Origin of the sequence: Alterirhizorhabdus solaris (genome assembly GCF_007785815.1) — a bacterium.
Classification (GTDB): domain Bacteria; phylum Pseudomonadota; class Alphaproteobacteria; order Sphingomonadales; family Sphingomonadaceae; genus Alterirhizorhabdus; species Alterirhizorhabdus solaris.
The window spans coordinates 25,530-42,383 of sequence record NZ_VNIM01000015.1; the positions used below are offsets into that span (position 1 = coordinate 25,530).

At 62.1% G+C, this 16,854-nt stretch carries 13 protein-coding genes and 1 pseudogene; 4 read left to right on the plus strand and 10 right to left on the minus strand.

The genetic code is table 11. From position 1 onward, the window contains the following. Positions 1-21 precede the first annotated feature (21 nt). The 6 genes from FOY91_RS05715 to FOY91_RS05740 form a co-directional block, all read right to left on the minus strand. Positions 22-855: an SDR family NAD(P)-dependent oxidoreductase gene (locus tag FOY91_RS05715; protein ID WP_145149027.1), complete on the minus strand. Its 834-nt coding sequence runs from the start codon at positions 853-855 to the stop codon at positions 22-24. Next, on the minus strand, positions 852-1,838 hold the full coding sequence (locus FOY91_RS05720; protein ID WP_145149029.1) for an aldo/keto reductase: 987 nt from the start codon (positions 1,836-1,838) through the stop codon (positions 852-854). The genes FOY91_RS05715 and FOY91_RS05720 overlap by 4 nt, the downstream gene beginning before the upstream one ends. 76 nt (positions 1,839-1,914) lie before the next feature. Beyond that, positions 1,915-2,895, minus strand: a complete 981-nt coding sequence (locus FOY91_RS05725) for an aldo/keto reductase (protein ID WP_145149031.1) — start codon at positions 2,893-2,895, stop codon at positions 1,915-1,917. Positions 2,896-3,003: 108 nt separating this feature from the next. Beyond that, complete coding sequence (locus tag FOY91_RS05730; RefSeq protein ID WP_203234502.1) at positions 3,004-3,399, minus strand: catalase family protein; 396 nt, start codon at positions 3,397-3,399, stop codon at positions 3,004-3,006. Positions 3,400-3,404: 5 nt separating this feature from the next. Then, complete coding sequence (locus tag FOY91_RS05735; RefSeq protein ID WP_145149033.1) at positions 3,405-5,429, minus strand: L-dopachrome tautomerase-related protein; 2,025 nt, start codon at positions 5,427-5,429, stop codon at positions 3,405-3,407. Positions 5,430-5,953: 524 nt separating this feature from the next. After that, the gene (locus FOY91_RS05740; RefSeq protein WP_203234503.1) at positions 5,954-6,526 is read right to left on the minus strand and encodes a TetR/AcrR family transcriptional regulator; all 573 of its coding nucleotides are present in this window, start codon (positions 6,524-6,526) and stop codon (positions 5,954-5,956) included. A gap of 70 nt (positions 6,527-6,596) precedes the next feature. Between FOY91_RS05740 and FOY91_RS05745 the strand changes: the two genes are divergently transcribed. The 3 genes and pseudogenes from FOY91_RS05745 to FOY91_RS05755 all read left to right on the plus strand — a co-directional run. After that, a complete protein-coding gene (locus FOY91_RS05745) occupies positions 6,597-9,194 on the plus strand; it encodes an NAD(P)/FAD-dependent oxidoreductase (protein ID WP_145149037.1) in 2,598 nt (865 codons plus the stop codon). 72 nt (positions 9,195-9,266) lie between these two features. Then, a complete protein-coding gene (locus tag FOY91_RS05750; RefSeq protein ID WP_203234504.1) occupies positions 9,267-9,701 on the plus strand; it encodes a cupin domain-containing protein in 435 nt (144 codons plus the stop codon). A 124-nt stretch (positions 9,702-9,825) separates the two neighbouring features. Next, positions 9,826-10,259: pseudogene (locus tag FOY91_RS05755) on the plus strand (transposase); the annotation flags it as partial. A gap of 10 nt (positions 10,260-10,269) precedes the next feature. Here the strand turns inward: FOY91_RS05755 and FOY91_RS05760 are convergent. The 4 genes from FOY91_RS05760 to FOY91_RS05775 all read right to left on the minus strand — a co-directional run bounded on the left by FOY91_RS05760 (position 10,270) and on the right by FOY91_RS05775 (position 15,789). Continuing rightward, on the minus strand, positions 10,270-11,241 hold the full coding sequence (locus FOY91_RS05760) for an alpha/beta hydrolase (protein ID WP_238995270.1): 972 nt from the start codon (positions 11,239-11,241) through the stop codon (positions 10,270-10,272). A gap of 81 nt (positions 11,242-11,322) precedes the next feature. Further along, positions 11,323-12,144, minus strand: coding sequence for an SDR family NAD(P)-dependent oxidoreductase (locus tag FOY91_RS05765; protein ID WP_162527146.1), 822 nt, complete (start codon positions 12,142-12,144; stop codon positions 11,323-11,325). 7 nt (positions 12,145-12,151) lie between these two features. Continuing rightward, complete coding sequence (locus FOY91_RS05770) at positions 12,152-13,039, minus strand: SGNH/GDSL hydrolase family protein (RefSeq protein ID WP_145149043.1); 888 nt, start codon at positions 13,037-13,039, stop codon at positions 12,152-12,154. 155 nt (positions 13,040-13,194) lie between these two features. Further along, a complete protein-coding gene (locus FOY91_RS05775; protein WP_145149045.1) occupies positions 13,195-15,789 on the minus strand; it encodes a TonB-dependent receptor in 2,595 nt (864 codons plus the stop codon). 354 nt (positions 15,790-16,143) lie between these two features. On the opposite strand from FOY91_RS05775, the gene FOY91_RS05780 reads away from it, so the two are divergent. Further along, positions 16,144-16,833 (plus strand): TetR/AcrR family transcriptional regulator, encoded by a 690-nt coding sequence (locus FOY91_RS05780; protein ID WP_145149047.1) that lies wholly within the window; start codon positions 16,144-16,146, stop codon positions 16,831-16,833. Positions 16,834-16,854: the final 21 nt, after the last annotated feature.

Genomic DNA, 16,854 nt, shown 5'->3' on the forward strand with positions numbered 1-16,854 from the left:
GACTGCCGTCAGCAGCGGTGATCAGTCCTGCACGAAGCGCGCGAACGCATCCTTCCAGGCAGGATGCCACCTCGACAGGGCCGGGCGGTTCTCGATCAAATCGCCCGCCGCCCAGGCGATGCGCTTCGCGTCCTGTTCGAGCGTCGTCTCATTGTCTGGGCACAGGATGTAGAAGTCGCCGCGGGCAAGACGCTCCATCATCAGCGTCACGACCTGTTCCGGCGTCCACGCGGCGGCGGGCTTCTCGGACAGGCGGGACGCGGTCATGCCGGTCCAAGTGAAACCGGGGACGAGCAGGTGAGCGCTGACCCGATCACCGGTACGTTCGCGCAAGGTGTAGGCGAGCCCTTCGGTTAGCGCCTTCACGCTCGCCTTGCTGACGTTGTAGGCGGTGTTGCCCGGCGGTTGGGTGATACCCTGCTTGGAGCCGGTGTTGATGATCAGCGCCGGCGCATCGGCGTCGATCATCGCGGGAACGAACGCCTGCACGCCGTTGAGCACGCCGAAGAGATTGACGCCGAGCACCTCGTCCCACGCTGCGGCGTCCTCGAAGACGTCCCCGCCTGCACCGATGCCGGCATTGTTCATCAGCACCGATACCGGACCGTGATGCTCCGCCACCGTCCGGGCCAGCGCGTCCATAGTGGCGCGATCGGCGACGTCGGCGGGCAGCGCGGTCGCACCGTGGATCGACGCGATCGCTTCGTCCAGCGCCTCGCCGGGGCGATCGACGAGCACGACACGCATGCCCACCTCGGCGAAGGTGCGCGCCGCCGCCAGCCCGATGCCGCCAGCGGCTCCGGTCACGACCGCGAGCCTGTCAGGCGCGACGGCAGCGAAAGATGCCACGCTCACCGGTTCACACTCGCCATTGAGGCCTGCGGGTAGCGGGTGCCCTCGGCGGCTCCGGGCGGCAGCACCTCGTCGATGCGGGTGAGGTCGGCGTCACTCAGCCGCACGTTGAGCGCGCCTAGATTGTCCTCGAGATACGTCCGCCGCTTGGTGCCGGGGATCGGCACGATGTCCTCGCCTTGATGCAGCACCCAGGCGAGCGCCAGCTGCGCGGGCGTGCAGCACTTGTCACGTGCCATGGCGCCGATCGCGGCGGCCAGGTCGAGGTTTTTGCCGAACGCCTCGCCCTGGAAGCGAGGATGGTTGCGGCGGGTATCGCTTGCGTCGAGATCGTCGAGCGACGTGATCTGGCCGGTCAGAAAACCGCGTCCCAGCGGGCTGTAGGGCACGAAGCCGATGCCGAGTTCCCGGCAGGTCGGCAGGATCTCGGCCTCTACGTCGCGGCTCCATAGCGAATATTCGGTCTGGAGCGCGGTGATCGGGTGCACCGCATGCGCACGGCGGATCGTCTCGGGCGCGGCTTCGGACAGGCCAAGGTACTTCACCTTGCCCGCCGTCACGAGCTCGGCCATCGCGCCCACCGTTTCCTCGATCGCCACCTGCGGGTCGACCCGGTGCTGATAGTAGAGGTCGATGACGTCGAGGCCGGTGCGCCTCAGGCTCGCGTCGCAGGCGGCGCGCACATAGTCGGGGCGGCCATTGACGCCCTTGAAGCTGCCGTCCTCGCCGCGGACGTTGCCGAACTTGGTGGCGACGGCGACCCACTCGCGCCGCTCGCGAACCACGCGGCCGACCAGTTCCTCGTTGGTGCCGACACCGTACATGTCGGCAGTGTCGAGGAAATTCACGCCAAGATCGATCGCGCGGTTGATCGTGGCGATCGACTCCTTCTCGTCGCGGACGCCGTAGAAGTCGGACATGCCCATGCAGCCGAGGCCGAGGGCGGATATATGGAGGCCTTGTTGGCCGAGCGTGCGGGTCTGCATCGGGTTATTCCTTGTCAGCTGGGATAGCGGGATCGGGGTGCGACAATCGCAGCCGCGTAGCCAAGCGCCTCAACCGCTATGAGAAGCCGACGATCGCGTGGGGGACGTAGGGCGCCTCCATGCGTGCGATCTCGCTCTCGCTCAGTCCGAGCTCCAACGCGGCGATCGCATCGTCGAGGTGGGCAGCTTTCGAGGCGCCGATGATGGGTGCCGAGACCTCGGGCTTCGCCAGCACCCAAGCGAGCGCCACCTGCGCGCGCGGGACGCCGCGCTCGGCGGCGATCGCGGCCACCGCCTCCACGACCTTGCGGTCCGCGTCTGCGGTGTGCGCGTATAGCGTGCTGCCAAACTCGTCGGTCTGCGAGCGCTCGGTCGTTTCGTCCCAGTCCCGGGTGAGGCGGCCGCGCGCCAGCGGGCTCCAAGGGATTACGCCGATCCCCTCGGCCGCGCAGAGCGGCAGCATCTCGCGCTCCTCCTCGCGGTAGAGCAGATTGAGATAGTCCTGCATCGTCGCGAAGCGTGTCCAGCCGTTCGCCTCCGACACGTGGAGCATGGTCGCGAACTGCCAGGCGGACATCGACGACGCGCCGATGTAGCGCGCCTTGCCTGCCCTCACGACGTCGTGCAGCGCCTCCAGCGTTTCCTCGACAGGCACCTCATGGTCGAAGCGATGGATCTGGTAAAGATCAACATGATCGGTACCAAGCCGCGCAAGGCTCGCATCGATCTCGGTCATGATCGCCTTACGGCTAAGACCTGCGCCGTTCGGACCGGGCCGCATCCGGCCGTGGACCTTGGTGGCGATCACCACCTCGTCGCGGCGGGTGTATTCCTTAAGCGCGCGGCCGACGATCTCCTCCGACGTGCCATCCGAATAGACATTGGCGGTATCGAAGAAGTTGATGCCGGCTTCCACCGCCTTTCGCAGGATAGGCCGGCTAGCCTCCTCGTCGAGCGTCCAGGCGTGGTTACCGCGGTTGGGCGTACCGTATGTCATGCAGCCGAGGCACAGCCGTGATACGTCGAGGCCAGTGCTGCCGAGCTTGATATAGTCCATCGATGTTCTCGCATTTTGGCTTGCAGGTCAAACGAACGGCTTGGTGCGAAGTCGCCTTAGCACGCCGGGCCTCAGCGCGATCAGTTCACCATTCGGCGCCAATCTTGCCTAGGTACGTTGCATCCATCTCGAGGCGGAGCGCGTCGGCCAGCTGCTCGAGCGGGAGGCGCCGAGCCACGATGGCCGGATGATCGACATGCCACGAAGCGTTGAAACGCGGTCGCCAAGCATTTCTCCAAGTCTTTGCGCCAAGCGAACCGCTACTGGATAGGTGCCGGGACGTGCGAACAATCCTTGCGCGAGTTCGTGCGGCAGGTCGGCCGTGACAGTGATCTCGCCGGTAACGCATGCGCTGCTCTTGGCACGCCTGACGCGTACCACATGATGTTCGCGGTCCTCCACCGTCTTCGACTGCTGCATCATGCCCTCGATGATGCCATCGATCGTCGCCTGTTTATCGGCTTCGGGGATTTCGATGCCGGGGCTGTAGCGGAGATAGGTCATGGCAGTCACCGTGCGGGCGCGAAGGAGAACAGCTGGGTCCGGATCGACGGCGGCGCGCCGGGGGTGAACCAGCTCGTGTCCTGAATGTGGCTTGCGGTGACATACAACCGCCCGTCCGGCCCTTCTGAAAAGGTGTCGGGCCAGCGCAGCCGTCGGTCGGTCAGCACCGTTTCTACCCGCGTGCCGTTGAGCCGCTTGATCGAATAGTCGGTCGGCGAAGTCAGGTAGAGCGTCCCCGCCTTGCTCATCCACAGGCCATCAGCGACGTGGGTCTGGGCGACCACCTTGAGTGCGCGGGCGCGATCTGCCTCGCCGACGTTCTTGCGCAGCTGCGCGGTCGGTATTGCATACAAGGTCCTGCCGGTCAGTGCTTGATAATAGAGCGTCTGCCCATCACCGGAAATCGCGATGCCGTCAGCGGCGAAAGCGGGCTGGCGACCATCGGGGCGGCGCAACGACTTGCCGTCGAGCGTGACGGTCACCGTCTTGTCGACCTGGGTCGACGGGTGTCCGTCGAGCGCCCGCCAGCTCTCGCCGCTGTCGAGGTCGACGACGATGATCGCGCCCCGGGTGCCGCTGTCGGTAATGTAGCCGAGGCGGCCGTCAGGTGAAAAGCGGATGTCATTGAGGTAGGTGCCCTGCAACGCGACATCCCCCGGCACCGCGATCGTTTTGGTCACTCGGTTGGTGGCGAGATTGATCTTGACCAGCTTCGGGGCGCCGGGGAGGATCTTCTCGTTACCCGGCGCGCCGGGATCCAGCACCCATAGATTGCCCTGATGATCGGGGACGATCGACTGCACGCAGACGAAATGCTGCTCGACAGGCAGGTCGTTGGCGCGGGCATTGCGCCAGCTGTTCCATCGCGCATCGGGATAGGGACGGAGCGAGCCGTCCTTCATGACCTCGGCGACCGAGATTGGCGCATCGTCGGTCCAACGGGGAAAGTTGACGAAACGGCGTCCGTCGGCAGTGACAGCGACGCCAGTAACCTGGTGGTCGAACTGGGCCTCCTGCGTCAACGCGCCACCACGCGATCCTTGCGCGAATGCGACGCCACCCATTACCAGTGTGGCGGCGACCGCTGCGACGGCGATGCCCAAACCGATCTTCCTTGCCATTGAAGTTCCTTCCTGTGGTGTCTGGTCAGATGCGGCCGGGTCGCCGCCGAAATGGGTAACGAGTAACTTCGCGACGTCGTCGGGCGCTTCGCGCTGGGGGAAGTGGCCCACGCCAGACAGCAGGACGTACTTGAACGGGCCTTCGAATTTGGCCGGTACCTGTTCCGAGGCGGCGGGTGGATTCACTCCATCGACCTCGCCTTGAATGTAGATCGCGGACAGCGCGAGCGTCTTCGTGGCCTTGACCTTGTCTTCGAGCCAGGCGCTACGTGGATCGGGCGCGGCTTCGTCCCAGCGGGATCGATAGCTGTGAAGTGTCACGTCGACCCAGTCGGGATTGTCCCACGCCATCGCGACGCGTTCGAACGTCGCTTCGTCGTACCAGCCGGGCGGGCTCCAGTTGTCCCAATGCGTGCGCGCAAAGCCGCGGCGGTCATCGCGGATTGCCTGCGCGCCACGACCAGTCGCCATGAACCAGTGATACCACTGGCGTTGTGCATGCCAGAAAGGCGGCGTCTTCATGCCACCGAGGCGCGGCGGGGTGGACAGCATCGCGATCCGTTCGACCCGGTCAGGCCAGCCGACCGCGAGTGCCTCGGCGATGTTCGATCCCCAGTCGTGACCCGCGACCATGAATCGCTCGATGCCGAGCGCGTCCATGAGCGCAATCTGGTCGAGCGCGTGGATCGCGCTGTTGCCCGTCCGGGGCATGTCGTCATGGCGGAACCGCGTCCTGCCGAACCCGCGTAGCGTGGGAACGATCGTCCGCAGACCGGCTGCGCGAAGTTGCGCTGCGACACCGTCCCATGTCGACGCGTCGTCGGGCCAGCCGTGGAGCAGAAGGACGACTGGACCGTCGCCTTCGTCCCGGTAATCTATCGCGAGGTCATTGGTGTCGAGACGCGCCATGGTCGAATAACGGCGCACACGCGGGGTGGTTCATCGTCGCTGGTCAAGTTTTCTGGCTAAACATACACTTAGCCAACGTTGAAAAACGCTCGACCGATGCGATCGGGGGCCATCGGCCACGGTGCGGGCTGGCGGTTGCGGCCGCCTCTATGTCAGAATGGCGACTGTGTGGATCGGCATGCAACGCGGGCCCCTCCCCGATCCACTTAAACGCTGAAAAAACAGAGCGAAAGTCATCTGGGCGTGGGGCTCCCATGCGCTGATTTCTAACGCTAATTCTACACGTTTCCGTTCTGTTACAGGAAGTTAGTCGGTACTTGGAGGGCCCCGCCGTTGAACGCCCGTTAACACGTCGACCATTGCTGCGATGCTTGAAGCAAGCTCGTCGAGCAAACTTGGTGCATCATGTCACTCGGTCTATGCAATTGAACCCACGGGTTCTGACCAGTAAATCGGGTCTAGTCGTGCATCGCGTCGGCGACCGAAACGACCCCATGGCTGTGGCGGTACGGCCGCAAAGATCTTCAATTTTCGTCGGCAATAGCTTGCGTCACACGCTCGAGCCACTGGCGCGTAGACGCAATGCGATCATCGTTCAGCGGTTCGACCGGCAGTAGATACCGGGCGGTGATAAAGCCTGTCCATATTGTGTTCAGGCGCGCGGCTCGGGCGAGGGCGTCATTACCTCCTAGCCATTCGGACATTGGAATTATCACATTGTGATGAAGTAAGTCGATGCACAGCTTGCGCGCAGATGCATCGGACATTGCCAGCGCCATGATCGCAACCGGATTGGGCACTGCACCCGCTGCGAGTAGTATCGAGACGGCGCGTTTACCGAACTGCGTACGATCTCCTGCCGTTATAGCGTCTACCTTTAGCAGATCTTCCAGTGTGGCGCGCAGCAAGCCCTCCTTGGAACCAAAATACCGCTGTATGAGAGCGGAGTTGACGCTTGCCGCCGCCGCGACGTCCCGGATGCCGGTCGTGGGGTATCCCTGCTCTGCAAACAGTTTTTGCCCTGCGCGGAGGATGCTCTCTCTTGTGCGTGCGGCGTCGCGGTATCGCGCCACCGGCGTTTCGGCGTCTTTGCTCATGGGCATTGCACGTAGGAGATTTAGCGTGCTAATGCCAATATGTAATCAGTTGAATACAAAGGAGCGGATAATGAGCGCGGTGCATGTTTCCGTTGAAGCTCTTCAGGCACGATATAATGCGGAGCGCGACAAGCGGCTGCGCGCGGATACGGTTTCACAATATCGGGATCTTGGAGAGGTTTTCGCAGACATCGATCGCGATCCTTATACGCCCCGATCAGAGCGCGACCCGATCAAACAGCAGGTAGAGGTTGCGGTCATCGGCGCCGGGCTTGGCGGTCTCAGCGCGGCCGCAAGGCTCGTCGAACAAGGCATCACCGATATCCGCATCATCGACAAGGCCGGAGATTTCGGGGGGACGTGGTACTGGAACCGTTATCCGGGCGCGGCCTGCGACACCGAGTCTTATATTTACCTGCCGTTGCTGGAAGAGACCGGCTACGTTCCGACCGAGAAATACGCGAAAGCGCCGGAGATATTCGCACACTGCCAGCGTATTGGACGGCATTTCGACCTTTATTCCAAAGCGCTGTTCCAGACCGAGGTCTCTGATCTCTCGTGGTCGGATGCGACGAGCCGCTGGACGGTGACCACGGATCGGGGCGATACTCTGTCTGCGCGTTTTGTTGTCATCGCCGGCGGTATTCTGCATGTCGCGAAACTACCGGGCATTCCCGGTATCGACACGTTCAAGGGGCACGCGTTTCATTCGAGCCGGTGGGACTATACCTACACCGGCGGTAGCCCCACCACGCCGATGGACAAGCTGGCCGGCAAGCGGGTCGCCCTGGTCGGCACAGGCGCCACGTCGATCCAGATCCTGCCCCGATTGGCCGAGGCTGCCGGGGATGTCGTCGTCATCCAGCGGACGCCTTCGGGGGTCGGCGTGCGGGCGAACCGTGCGACCGATCCCGAATGGGCGGGAACGTTGCAACCCGGCTGGCAAAGGGAAAGGATCGAGAATTTCACCCGTGTTGTCTCCAGCAAGCCGGTCGAGCAGGATCTGGTAGCCGACGGCTGGACAGAGATCTTCCTTCGAAACCCCGCGGCGATGAGCGTGATGGACGAGGAGCAGTTACGCCTAGACGCGATCGGCATGGAGGCCATCCGCGATCGAATCGACACTATCATCGGGGACCAGGCGACGGCAGAAGCACTGAAGCCCTGGTATAACCAGTTGTGCAAGCGTCCTTGTTTTCACGACGAGTATCTGGCGGCATACAATCGCCCAAACGTGCACCTTGTCGACACCGCTGGTCGTGGCGTCGATCGCATTACCGAAACGGGTCTGGTGGTGGACGGCGTCGAATATGAGGTCGACTGTATCATTTATGCATCGGGTTTCGAGACCTCATCGACACATCTGCGACAGCTGGGTTTCGAGATTCACGGTCGGAATGGCGTCAGCCTGACCCACGCCTGGGCTGAGGGTGCGGCGACGTTGCACGGCGTCCACGCTCACGGATTTCCAAACCTCTTCCGATTCAGCATGCTGCAGGGTGGGATCGCAATCAATTTCGCGCACATTCTCGGTGAACTCGCCGAGCACGCTGCCTGGATCATCCGGCACTGCCACGACGAGGGGATCGTTGAAATCGAGGCGACGGAGCAGGGGCAGAGTGCCTGGTTCCAAACGTTGCTGGCGAACATGAGTTCGCTTGGCATGTTCTATGCGCAGTGTACGCCGAGCTACATGAATGGCGAAGGCTCGAAGGCAGCCAGTGCTGCAGCAATGCGGTCTATCCCGTTCTTCGGCGGCACCTTGGAGTATATCGAGATCTTGCGCGCCTGGCGCGCGGCGGGCGCGCTCGACGGGCTTGAAGCCAAGCGGGAAACGTCCGCTGGCGGATCCGAGGGGGCGGTCACGCGCGGCGGGTCAGCCGACGTCGGCCGGCCCGATGGGATGTCGACGGTATTCGGAAGCCTCGCCGGACGCGTCGTCGTCGTGACGGGCGCGGCCGGAGGCATCGGTGCCGGAATCGCCAAAGCGATCGCCGAGGCAGGTGGCACGGTCGTCGTGGTCGACATCGATGATGCGGGTGCCGCGCGACACGCTGCCTCGCTGACGGATGCAGGCTATGCGGGCGGCTCGATCCGGATCGATGTCGGCGACGAGGCCTCGATTGTTGAGGGCTGCCGCCGAATCGTGGAAGAGTATGGCGCACCTTGGGCATTGATCAACAACGCAGGGGTGCAGGATCGCCAGCTCCTGTTGGAAGCTGAAGCGGGCGAATGGGATCGCGTGCTTCGTATCAACAGCCGCGGCCCGTTCCTCATGACGCGTGAGATTGCCAAGGCGATGGTGATCAGTCGTATGGGCGGTCGCATCGTCAATATTGCCTCGTCCGGCGTGAAGGGCCAACTCGTGCGCGGTCATGCGGCGTATGCATCTTCCAAGACGGCGCTACTTGGACTGACCCGGGTCAGCGCGATGGAGCTTGCCGAGCATGGCATCACCGTCAACACATTGCTCCCGGGCGGAGTCATCACCACCGGTGCGGTTAGTTCCAAGGGCCCGCCATTCGACGGGCCAGCGCTTCGGCCGCCACCCCTCGGCATGTGCGAGCCGCGCGACATCGCGGCAGCTGCCGTTTTCCTGAGTTCACCGGCGGCGCGATTCATCACGAACCAGACGCTGTCCGTCGATGCTGGCTGGGGGATCAGCTAAAGCATTCGTGTGATCCACGCAGTCCTGCCGGGTCGCGCCAATCGTCCGAAATCCAAGGCCAGAAAGGTTTGAATGATGCCGCATTCCCGACTTGAAGACCTGCCGAACGGCAATCTGCGCTGGCCCGCCATTGGCGATTCCGGGTTCCGGAGCGTACAGTGGGGCGACATGGAGGTGGGTTACACCACCGTTCACGAGCCGCTGGATTGCACGCAGCAATATAAGTGGGGCGGCCTGCCGGGCGGTGTCTGCCCATGCCCGCATTACGGCTATATCTTCGAAGGGCGCATGCGCGCGCAATATCCGGGCTCCGACTGGCCTGAGGAGGTAATCGAGGGCGGGGAAGCCTTCTTCATACCATCGGGCCATGTGCTGATCTACGACGAGCCGACGAAGGTGCTGGAACTGAATCCGGCGCATGCGCTGCAGATGTGCATGGATGCGATCGCGCTTGCGATCGAACGGATGCCGGCGGCGCTCAGCCCGGAGGAACCGAAACCGGAATAGGGCAGACGTTCGTCGGACCCACCCAAGCGCTTTTTGTGTCGTGACGGATATCTACCGCGACGTTGAAAAGGCCAAGCGGCCGTTTCCGTCGCGGCCCCAGCGGCGCCGTTAATAGCTACATGCGCGGTTGCGCTCGGCGATCCCGCACGGTCACTGGAAGACGACTACCTCGTCGGCGCGCTCAGGCTGAGCGCATGACCGCGCCGATGGTGCTCGACGGGCCGATGACCGGCAAGTGGTTCCTCGCCTACACTGAGCAGTTTCTCGTACATACGCTGCGCCGAGGCGACGTCGTGATCCTCGACAACCTGCCCGCCCACAAGGGCGCCGCGGCACGCGAGACCATCGAGGCGGCTGGCGCGCAGCTTCTGTTCCTGCCGCCCTACAGTCCCTACTTCAACCCAATCGAGATCGCCTTCGCCAAGCTCAAGACGCTGCTGCGCAAAGCCGCCGCCCGCACCGTCGATCAGCTGGCGCGTCATGGGTGACAGCATCGACGCCTTCACGTCAACCGAATGCGCAAACTACTTCGCCGCCGCCGGTTATGATGCATACTGATCAAAATGCTCTAGATATCGCCCAGCGCCGCGGCAATGAACCGGTTTATCTCTTTGTCGATCTCGGCGCCCTCCGGGCTTCCTGGGAAGCCGGTGTGCGGGCCGGCCTCGGTCAGGTGCAGTTCGGCGGCGACATTCGCCGCCCGCAGCTTGCGATGCATGCGAACGGTATTGGAGAGATAAAGATCGCGCGTTCCAGTCGTCAGAATCGTCGGGGGAAACCCCGTCACGTCGCCGAACAACGGCGAAAGATAGGGATGCGTCAGATCCGCGCCGTTGGCATATAGAAGATTGACCGGCATCAGGCTGCGCAAGCCGGGATCCACACCGTCGTTCGTGTGAAAGCTGTCACCGGATTCTGTCAGGTCGATCTCGGGTGTACCCAGGATGAGGCCGGCTGGCAGGGGCAGGCCTTCGTCGCGCGCACGCAGCATCAGGGCGGCGGCGAGATTGCCACCGGCCGACCCACCACTGACGATGATCTCCGACGGCCCATGGTCCTCGAGCAAGGCTCGGTATGCAGCGATGCAATCGTCCAGCGCCGCAGGATAAGGATGTTCCGGAGGCATCCGGTAATCGACTGACCATACCCGGCGTCCCGTCCGCGCCGCAGTGCCCATGCCCATGATCCTGCAAAGCTCCCCGCCGCACAGGATCAGCGCGCCCCCATGGATATCGAGGATGATTCCTTTTCTGTCGGCTGCCGCGCCCGCCGGCACGATATCGAAGACCCGAGCGCTTCCGGCGTCGAGTTCCTGCACCGTCGCGTCGAGTTGCGCACTGATCTGATGCATCATCGGCGTGATCGCCGCATCGACGGTGTCAGCATAGGCGCGCCAGCCGGCCGTATCGTCGACCGTGGGATAGGGAAGGGAGAAAGGCTGCGGCTGCAGGTATTTGCGAGCGACGTCGCTCAAATAGGCGGGTATCGGTATCTCCCGGGCAGGAATGTGGGTTCCGGCGCCAATATTATTGTTGCTCACTATTTGCCTCCTTGGTCGTCCGGTCAAACGCGCGATAGCGTGGCAGCTTTCGGCGAGACGCAGCCGCCCCGCTCGCAGCCATCAGATTTTCATCGGTCCGCCCGCCGCATCGATGCCGGCGACGGTTCCTCCGTCCACGAGGATATCCGTGCCGCTGATGTAGCTGGCTGCCGGGGACGCCAGAAAGGCAACTACCGAGGCGATCTCGTCCGCGTGGCCTGATCGGCCGAGCGGCGTCACGTCGATCATCTTCTGCATCTCGGGCCCGGCCTTATACTCAAGGCGCCCCATCTCCGTATCGATGATCCCCGGCGACAGGGATACGATCCGCGCGCCGACGCTGCCGTATGCGGGAGACATTGCCTGAGCATAGAGCTGCACTGCCCGCTTCGAGATCGGGTAGGCGGTGCGCGGGCTCCGTAGCATCAGGCGAACGAGCACCGACTCCTTGCCCCGCAGCAGTTTCCTGATCGCCCGGTCGAACATAGGGCGCGCGATGATCTGGCCAGAGTTGGAGGCGATCAATATCGCGACTCCTTCCTTGGCCATGCTCGGAAGGAGATATTCTACGAGGCGCTTCGTCGCCAGGAAGTTGATCTCGAGGACGCGCCGGCCGTCTGCCATTGACGGCGAGACGCCGGCCGCATGGACCAGGGCATCGATCCGGCGCTCTTTCGCGGCCGTCGCGATGCGTGCGGGAAAGTCGGTCGCCGAGATGTCACCGGCCACTAATTTGACGGGTGCGCTCGCGTCGATTTCCGCCGCCAGGCGATCGAGCGATTCCTGACGAAGGTCGCACAGGATCAGCGACCTACCTTCCCGCGCGAAGGCGAAGGCCGTTGCCCGCCCCATCCCGCCAGCCGCGCCAGTGATCACGGATACCCCGTTTTTCGCCGCATTCATGTTTCGCTCACTTCGATAAAAGATTGGGAGCGTGTGAACGGATCGCCTGCACGACCGCGTCCGCAGTTGCCCGGGTACCAAGGCGAGTGGGATGGAACTGGGCTCCCTGCGCATTGCGCCATCCATTGACCCACGGCTCTTGCGAGCACGCATGATGGTCCGCGCCAAGCTTCTGCATATCGACGAGAACGGCCCCACTTTGCCTTGCCGCCGCGCGCGTCGCCCCGGCAAGTTGCTCCCCGACGAATCGCATCATGTCCGCCTCGTCCTGCGTGATGTTCAGCAAGGGGCATCGGCCCGACGCCGGGAGTATCGTTGGATAGGTGACAAAGATCAGCAGCGCTTTTGGCGAACGCCTGCTCACCTCTCGCGCCACCGAGACGAGGTCGCGCCGAACTGCGGCGTAATCGCGCTGATCCGCGCGGAGAGGCCCACCCCAGAAACGCTTCATCAGCCAGCCGGAAACAGAGGCGGTATTGCGCGCCGCGATAAACGAAAGGTCGCCGACATAGCGGATATCGTTGCCGCCGGTGGTGACCGTCACGAGCTTCGTCTCGGGCTTCAGCGCATTGATCTGAGCCCGCTGAAAATATTGTCCACCACGCAGGATGTGATCCGTCGTGGCAGCCGAACATGTGACGTCCATGATTGGCAGGTTCAATGACCGGGAAATCTGCTGCGGGTAGCTGCCTATCGTGCGCATGCACGCGATCGGACTGCCGGGCGCGCGCTGGCCCAGACCGATGCCCGCCGCAAACGAGCTTCCCATCGCGACATAAGCCGGATCACCGCCGGGTTTCCGCTTGCCCTGATAAAGAACCAGCAGGAACGCCACGACCACCAGTACCGCTGCGGTCCCGACGACGATCAGCGCGCCCATAGCGATTTTCGTCATTCAGCACTCCGGCCTACTTGATTCAGTAACTGGTCTGGCGTGGGCGCAAGCCGAATGCCGCTGATCACGACTAAAGCCGGGAAATGCGGTCGAAGAGACGACGGCTCCATTCGCGTTATCGCGAGCACGCCGTCTCCCACGTCACAAGTCCCGCGCTAGAACTTCACGCCCACGTCCAGCCCATAGGTTCGCGCCTGCTGGAAGTTTGTCGACACGGCATACGTAGCCAGCGCCAGAGGAAACGAAGGGTCCTTATTGTTCGTCAGATTGCGGGTCCAGAATGCGACGGTCAGATGCGCCGGACCCAGATCCTCCAGACCGACACGCGTGTTGACCAGCCAGCGGGCGGGGCCTTTGGCGATCGACTGGAATTCGGCGATCCCCGCGTAGTTCGAGCCGGAGAGGAAGCGTTGGCTCGACCGCCAATCGCCGTCCACGCGAGCAAGGATCTTGGCATCGCCGATGACCGGCTCCGACAAATATTGGGCATAGACCCGCGACGTCCATTTCGGCGAAAGTGTCGGCTTATAGCCTGTGCCGTAAACCGCGAGAGCCACTGCCGACAGCCGGGTGTACTTTGCATCCGTGAAGCCCAGATTGCCTCCGAGCGTAAGATTATCGATCGGCAGGACGGTAACCTCCAGCTCTACGCCCTGTGCACGCTCGTCACCCAGATCAATGATCGCGGTGCCGATTTCCGGTCGACCGATATTGGTGCCGCCCTGTGCCGACTGGATGTTTTTGTACTTTGCATGAAACAGAGCCAGATTGGTGCGAAGGCGCCGATCGAACAGGTCCGCCTTGATGCCTGCCTCGGCGGAGGCGACCGTTTCCGGCTTCCACGCAATGCCTGCAATCGAACCGCCGGAAACGAATCCGGTAGAATATTTGCCATAGAAGAGCAGGTCGTTCGTTGGCTTGTAGTTCACGCCCGCCGAGTATGTGAACTTCGTGCCGCGATAGGTGAACGGCTCGCTCCTGATGCCCGTGAATGTGCCCGCGGTATAATAGGACGGATCGGTGATCGCGACGCCGGCGGGCGGAACATAGGTTCCGCCAAACTGGAAGCTGCCCGATTTCCTATCATGGGTAACCCGTCCGCCGAGGAGGACGTCCAGTTCGGGGGTGACGTGCACTTCGGCTTGCGCATACCCGGCAACCGACGTGCCCTTGTTGAAGGAATTGCTCTGATTGCCCAGCGGAACGCGGCCATTGGCAGGGAAGACGGCAAAAGCAGGCGTGTTGGTGATGCCGAAAGGCCCCCCCGAACGATCCTTTTGGTGGAACCAGAGTCCGCCAACGGTCAGCGTCAGAAGACGGGAGTCGTAATTGGCCTGGAGTTCGTCGCTCCACTGCTTATTCACCGCCTGAGAGTTGTTATCGGTCAGCAGGAAGCGGCTGCCTACACCGGCCGCCTGCGCGGCAACCGCCTGCCGGGCGGCTGCGGGGAGACTGTTGAACGGGACATTGCCGAGACCTGGGATCGGAATTGGCTGGTTGATCGCCGAAAGGAAGGCGGCATAGGGAGCGGCAGCTGCCGCCGGAACGACCAGACCACCCAGTCCGGACAGTTGAGAGGTTGAATTGACATAACCGTAACGATAGGATGCGATGTTCTTGATCGAGATGTCATCGCTGACACGCAGGTTGCTCGTCAGATTGTGGCCGTAGACCTTTTGATAGGCGGGCACGACGTAAGAGTTATTCACTTGCTTGGGACGTCTTGCCGTAGAATCTAAAACGTTGGGGCCAGCGGCCACGATCGAGCTGTAATATGCGGAAAACAGCGGGGCGAGCGGTCCGAGCGCGGGCGTAAGGGTCTGGGTGACACCGCTTGGCCGGAAGGAGACTGCCGCGACACCATCGGCGGTATAGTGATTGTTTCCGTAATCGAACTTGTAGATCGTGCTGAAGTCGTCGCTTGGCGCAAACTTTACGGCAGCAAAAAACTGATCGCTGTTCTTGTCACCAAGATATGACGGCGATCGCTGCACCCCCAGCCGCGTATTCGGGCCTGACCGGTCCCACATGGTGCCGGCTCCAGTGTTGCGAATATCGCCACGACGTTCGTCATGCACATAGCTCACATACGCGCTGAATGCGCCGAACAACGGCAGGTCGACGCTGGTCCGGGTACGGAACTGGTCGTAATTACCCATCGTGAAATCTTGCTGGACCCCAAAGTCTCCGGTGGGATCGCGCGTGACAACGCTTACAGCACCTGTCGTGGAGTTACGCCCGAAGAGCGTTCCCTGCGGGCCGCGCAGGACCTCGAGACGTGCGATATCGGGCAATTCAAACAACGAGCGGGACGCGCCGAGATAGACGCCGTCGAGATAGATCGAAAACTCCTTATCAGACCCCGGCACGACACCGTAGCTTGTGATCCCGCGCGAGGTGAAAGACGGAATTTGCGTCGACCCGCCCGAGGCACGAACGGTTACGTTGGGCGCGAGACCGCTAAGATCGTTCACGCTCGTCACCCGATTGGCCTGCAGGGTCTCCTGAGTGACCGCCGTAATCGCGATCGGCACGTCCTGGAGGCGCTGCTCGCGCCTCTGAGCGGTGACAACGATTTCCTGAAGCCCCTGGGCGCTCGATTGGTCGGCGGGGGGCGTGGCTTGCGCGGCTGATGGCGAGGCGGAGGTCTGCGATTGTGCCATTCCAGCGTTCAGCGCGCATGAGACTACTGCTGTCCCGGAAAGAAAACAGCGATAAAGCGCGCGGTGCTGCCGGGTCCTAATGGTCATGAATATACCCCTCCAGGTTTTCTTTGTATTGTAGGCAAGTATGGCACCCAACCCTGATCACTGGGTGATATTGTTATTCTATAACAAGACGCAAAAACGACCGGCCGAGTTCATCTCGGCGAATCAACCGTATTTATCTTGTGCAGATGCAACACGTTCTATCGAAACTCTAAAATCGCAGTCTCGGCATTAAGCGAGAGGCGATCTGTAATGCACTGATGTGTTTATAGTCAAGGGGATTAAAATGCAGCCCGTAGATGGTGCCGCTGGGACGGTTGGGATATCGGCCGGGGTGCGGCGGGCTTGCAAGCGCCTTGCGGTTTGCTCGCCTCCTTGCAATGAACCAAAATCGGAATGTGGAAGGCGAACGTGGCGAGGCCTAAAAATACCCAAATCGTCGATCGAATGATCGATCTGGCAGAGCAGCTTTTCGGTGAACGAGGCATAGACGCGGTGCCGTTACAGCAAATCAGCTTGCGCGCAGGCAGCCGAAACAGGACCGCGATCCAGTATCACTTCGGCGATGCAGATGGTTTGATTCGGGAGATACTGCAGCGAAGGATGCCGATCATTGACCGGGTTCGTGGACGCCTTCTGGATACGATCGGATCGGGGAAGGAGTTTAGCGCCAGCGCCTTGATGCACGTTCTTTATGTTCCGATGATAGACTTTCTGGACAAGCAAGGGGTCAGAACACATGCTCGCTTCATGCTGGCGCTGCTTAACTCTTCGAGAGCATATCTCTCACATGACTTGTTCCAGAACCTGCAGCCTAATGCGTTCAAAGCCATAACGCTTCTTGTTGAGGCCACTGGAATTCCCGAGCCTCTATTGCTTGAACGTCAGCGTCTCGTAGCAATCATGGTCCTGACAAGCGTGTTCAATCGACTGCCGCATCTGTCATCGACAGAGTGGGATAGTGCCCTGATCGAAAATGCCCTTGCCATGGCGACCGCGGCAATCGGGGCTCCCACCGATCCAGACGTGATCACAAAACTGTCAGTTGATCCACCGGAAACACCGGGGGCCTCCACCCATCAATGACACCGCGATCGGAGGGTCTTG

Excerpts from the sequence above, each read along its gene's own strand:
- FOY91_RS05720 (WP_145149029.1), bottom strand. The coding sequence starts at position 1,838 with ATGCAGACCCGCACGCTCGGCCAACAAGGCCTCCATATATCCGCCCTC.
- FOY91_RS05725 (WP_145149031.1), bottom strand. The coding sequence starts at position 2,895 with ATGGACTATATCAAGCTCGGCAGCACTGGCCTCGACGTATCACGGCTG.
- FOY91_RS05730 (WP_203234502.1), bottom strand. The coding sequence starts at position 3,399 with ATGACCTATCTCCGCTACAGCCCCGGCATCGAAATCCCCGAAGCCGAT.
- FOY91_RS05735 (WP_145149033.1), bottom strand. The coding sequence starts at position 5,429 with ATGGCGCGTCTCGACACCAATGACCTCGCGATAGATTACCGGGACGAA.
- FOY91_RS05740 (WP_203234503.1), bottom strand. The coding sequence starts at position 6,526 with ATGAGCAAAGACGCCGAAACGCCGGTGGCGCGATACCGCGACGCCGCA.
- FOY91_RS05745 (WP_145149037.1), top strand. The coding sequence starts at position 6,597 with ATGAGCGCGGTGCATGTTTCCGTTGAAGCTCTTCAGGCACGATATAAT.
- FOY91_RS05750 (WP_203234504.1), top strand. The coding sequence starts at position 9,267 with ATGATGCCGCATTCCCGACTTGAAGACCTGCCGAACGGCAATCTGCGC.
- FOY91_RS05765 (WP_162527146.1), bottom strand. The coding sequence starts at position 12,144 with ATGAATGCGGCGAAAAACGGGGTATCCGTGATCACTGGCGCGGCTGGC.
- FOY91_RS05770 (WP_145149043.1), bottom strand. The coding sequence starts at position 13,039 with ATGACGAAAATCGCTATGGGCGCGCTGATCGTCGTCGGGACCGCAGCG.
- FOY91_RS05775 (WP_145149045.1), bottom strand. The coding sequence starts at position 15,789 with ATGACCATTAGGACCCGGCAGCACCGCGCGCTTTATCGCTGTTTTCTT.
- FOY91_RS05780 (WP_145149047.1), top strand. The coding sequence starts at position 16,144 with ATGTGGAAGGCGAACGTGGCGAGGCCTAAAAATACCCAAATCGTCGAT.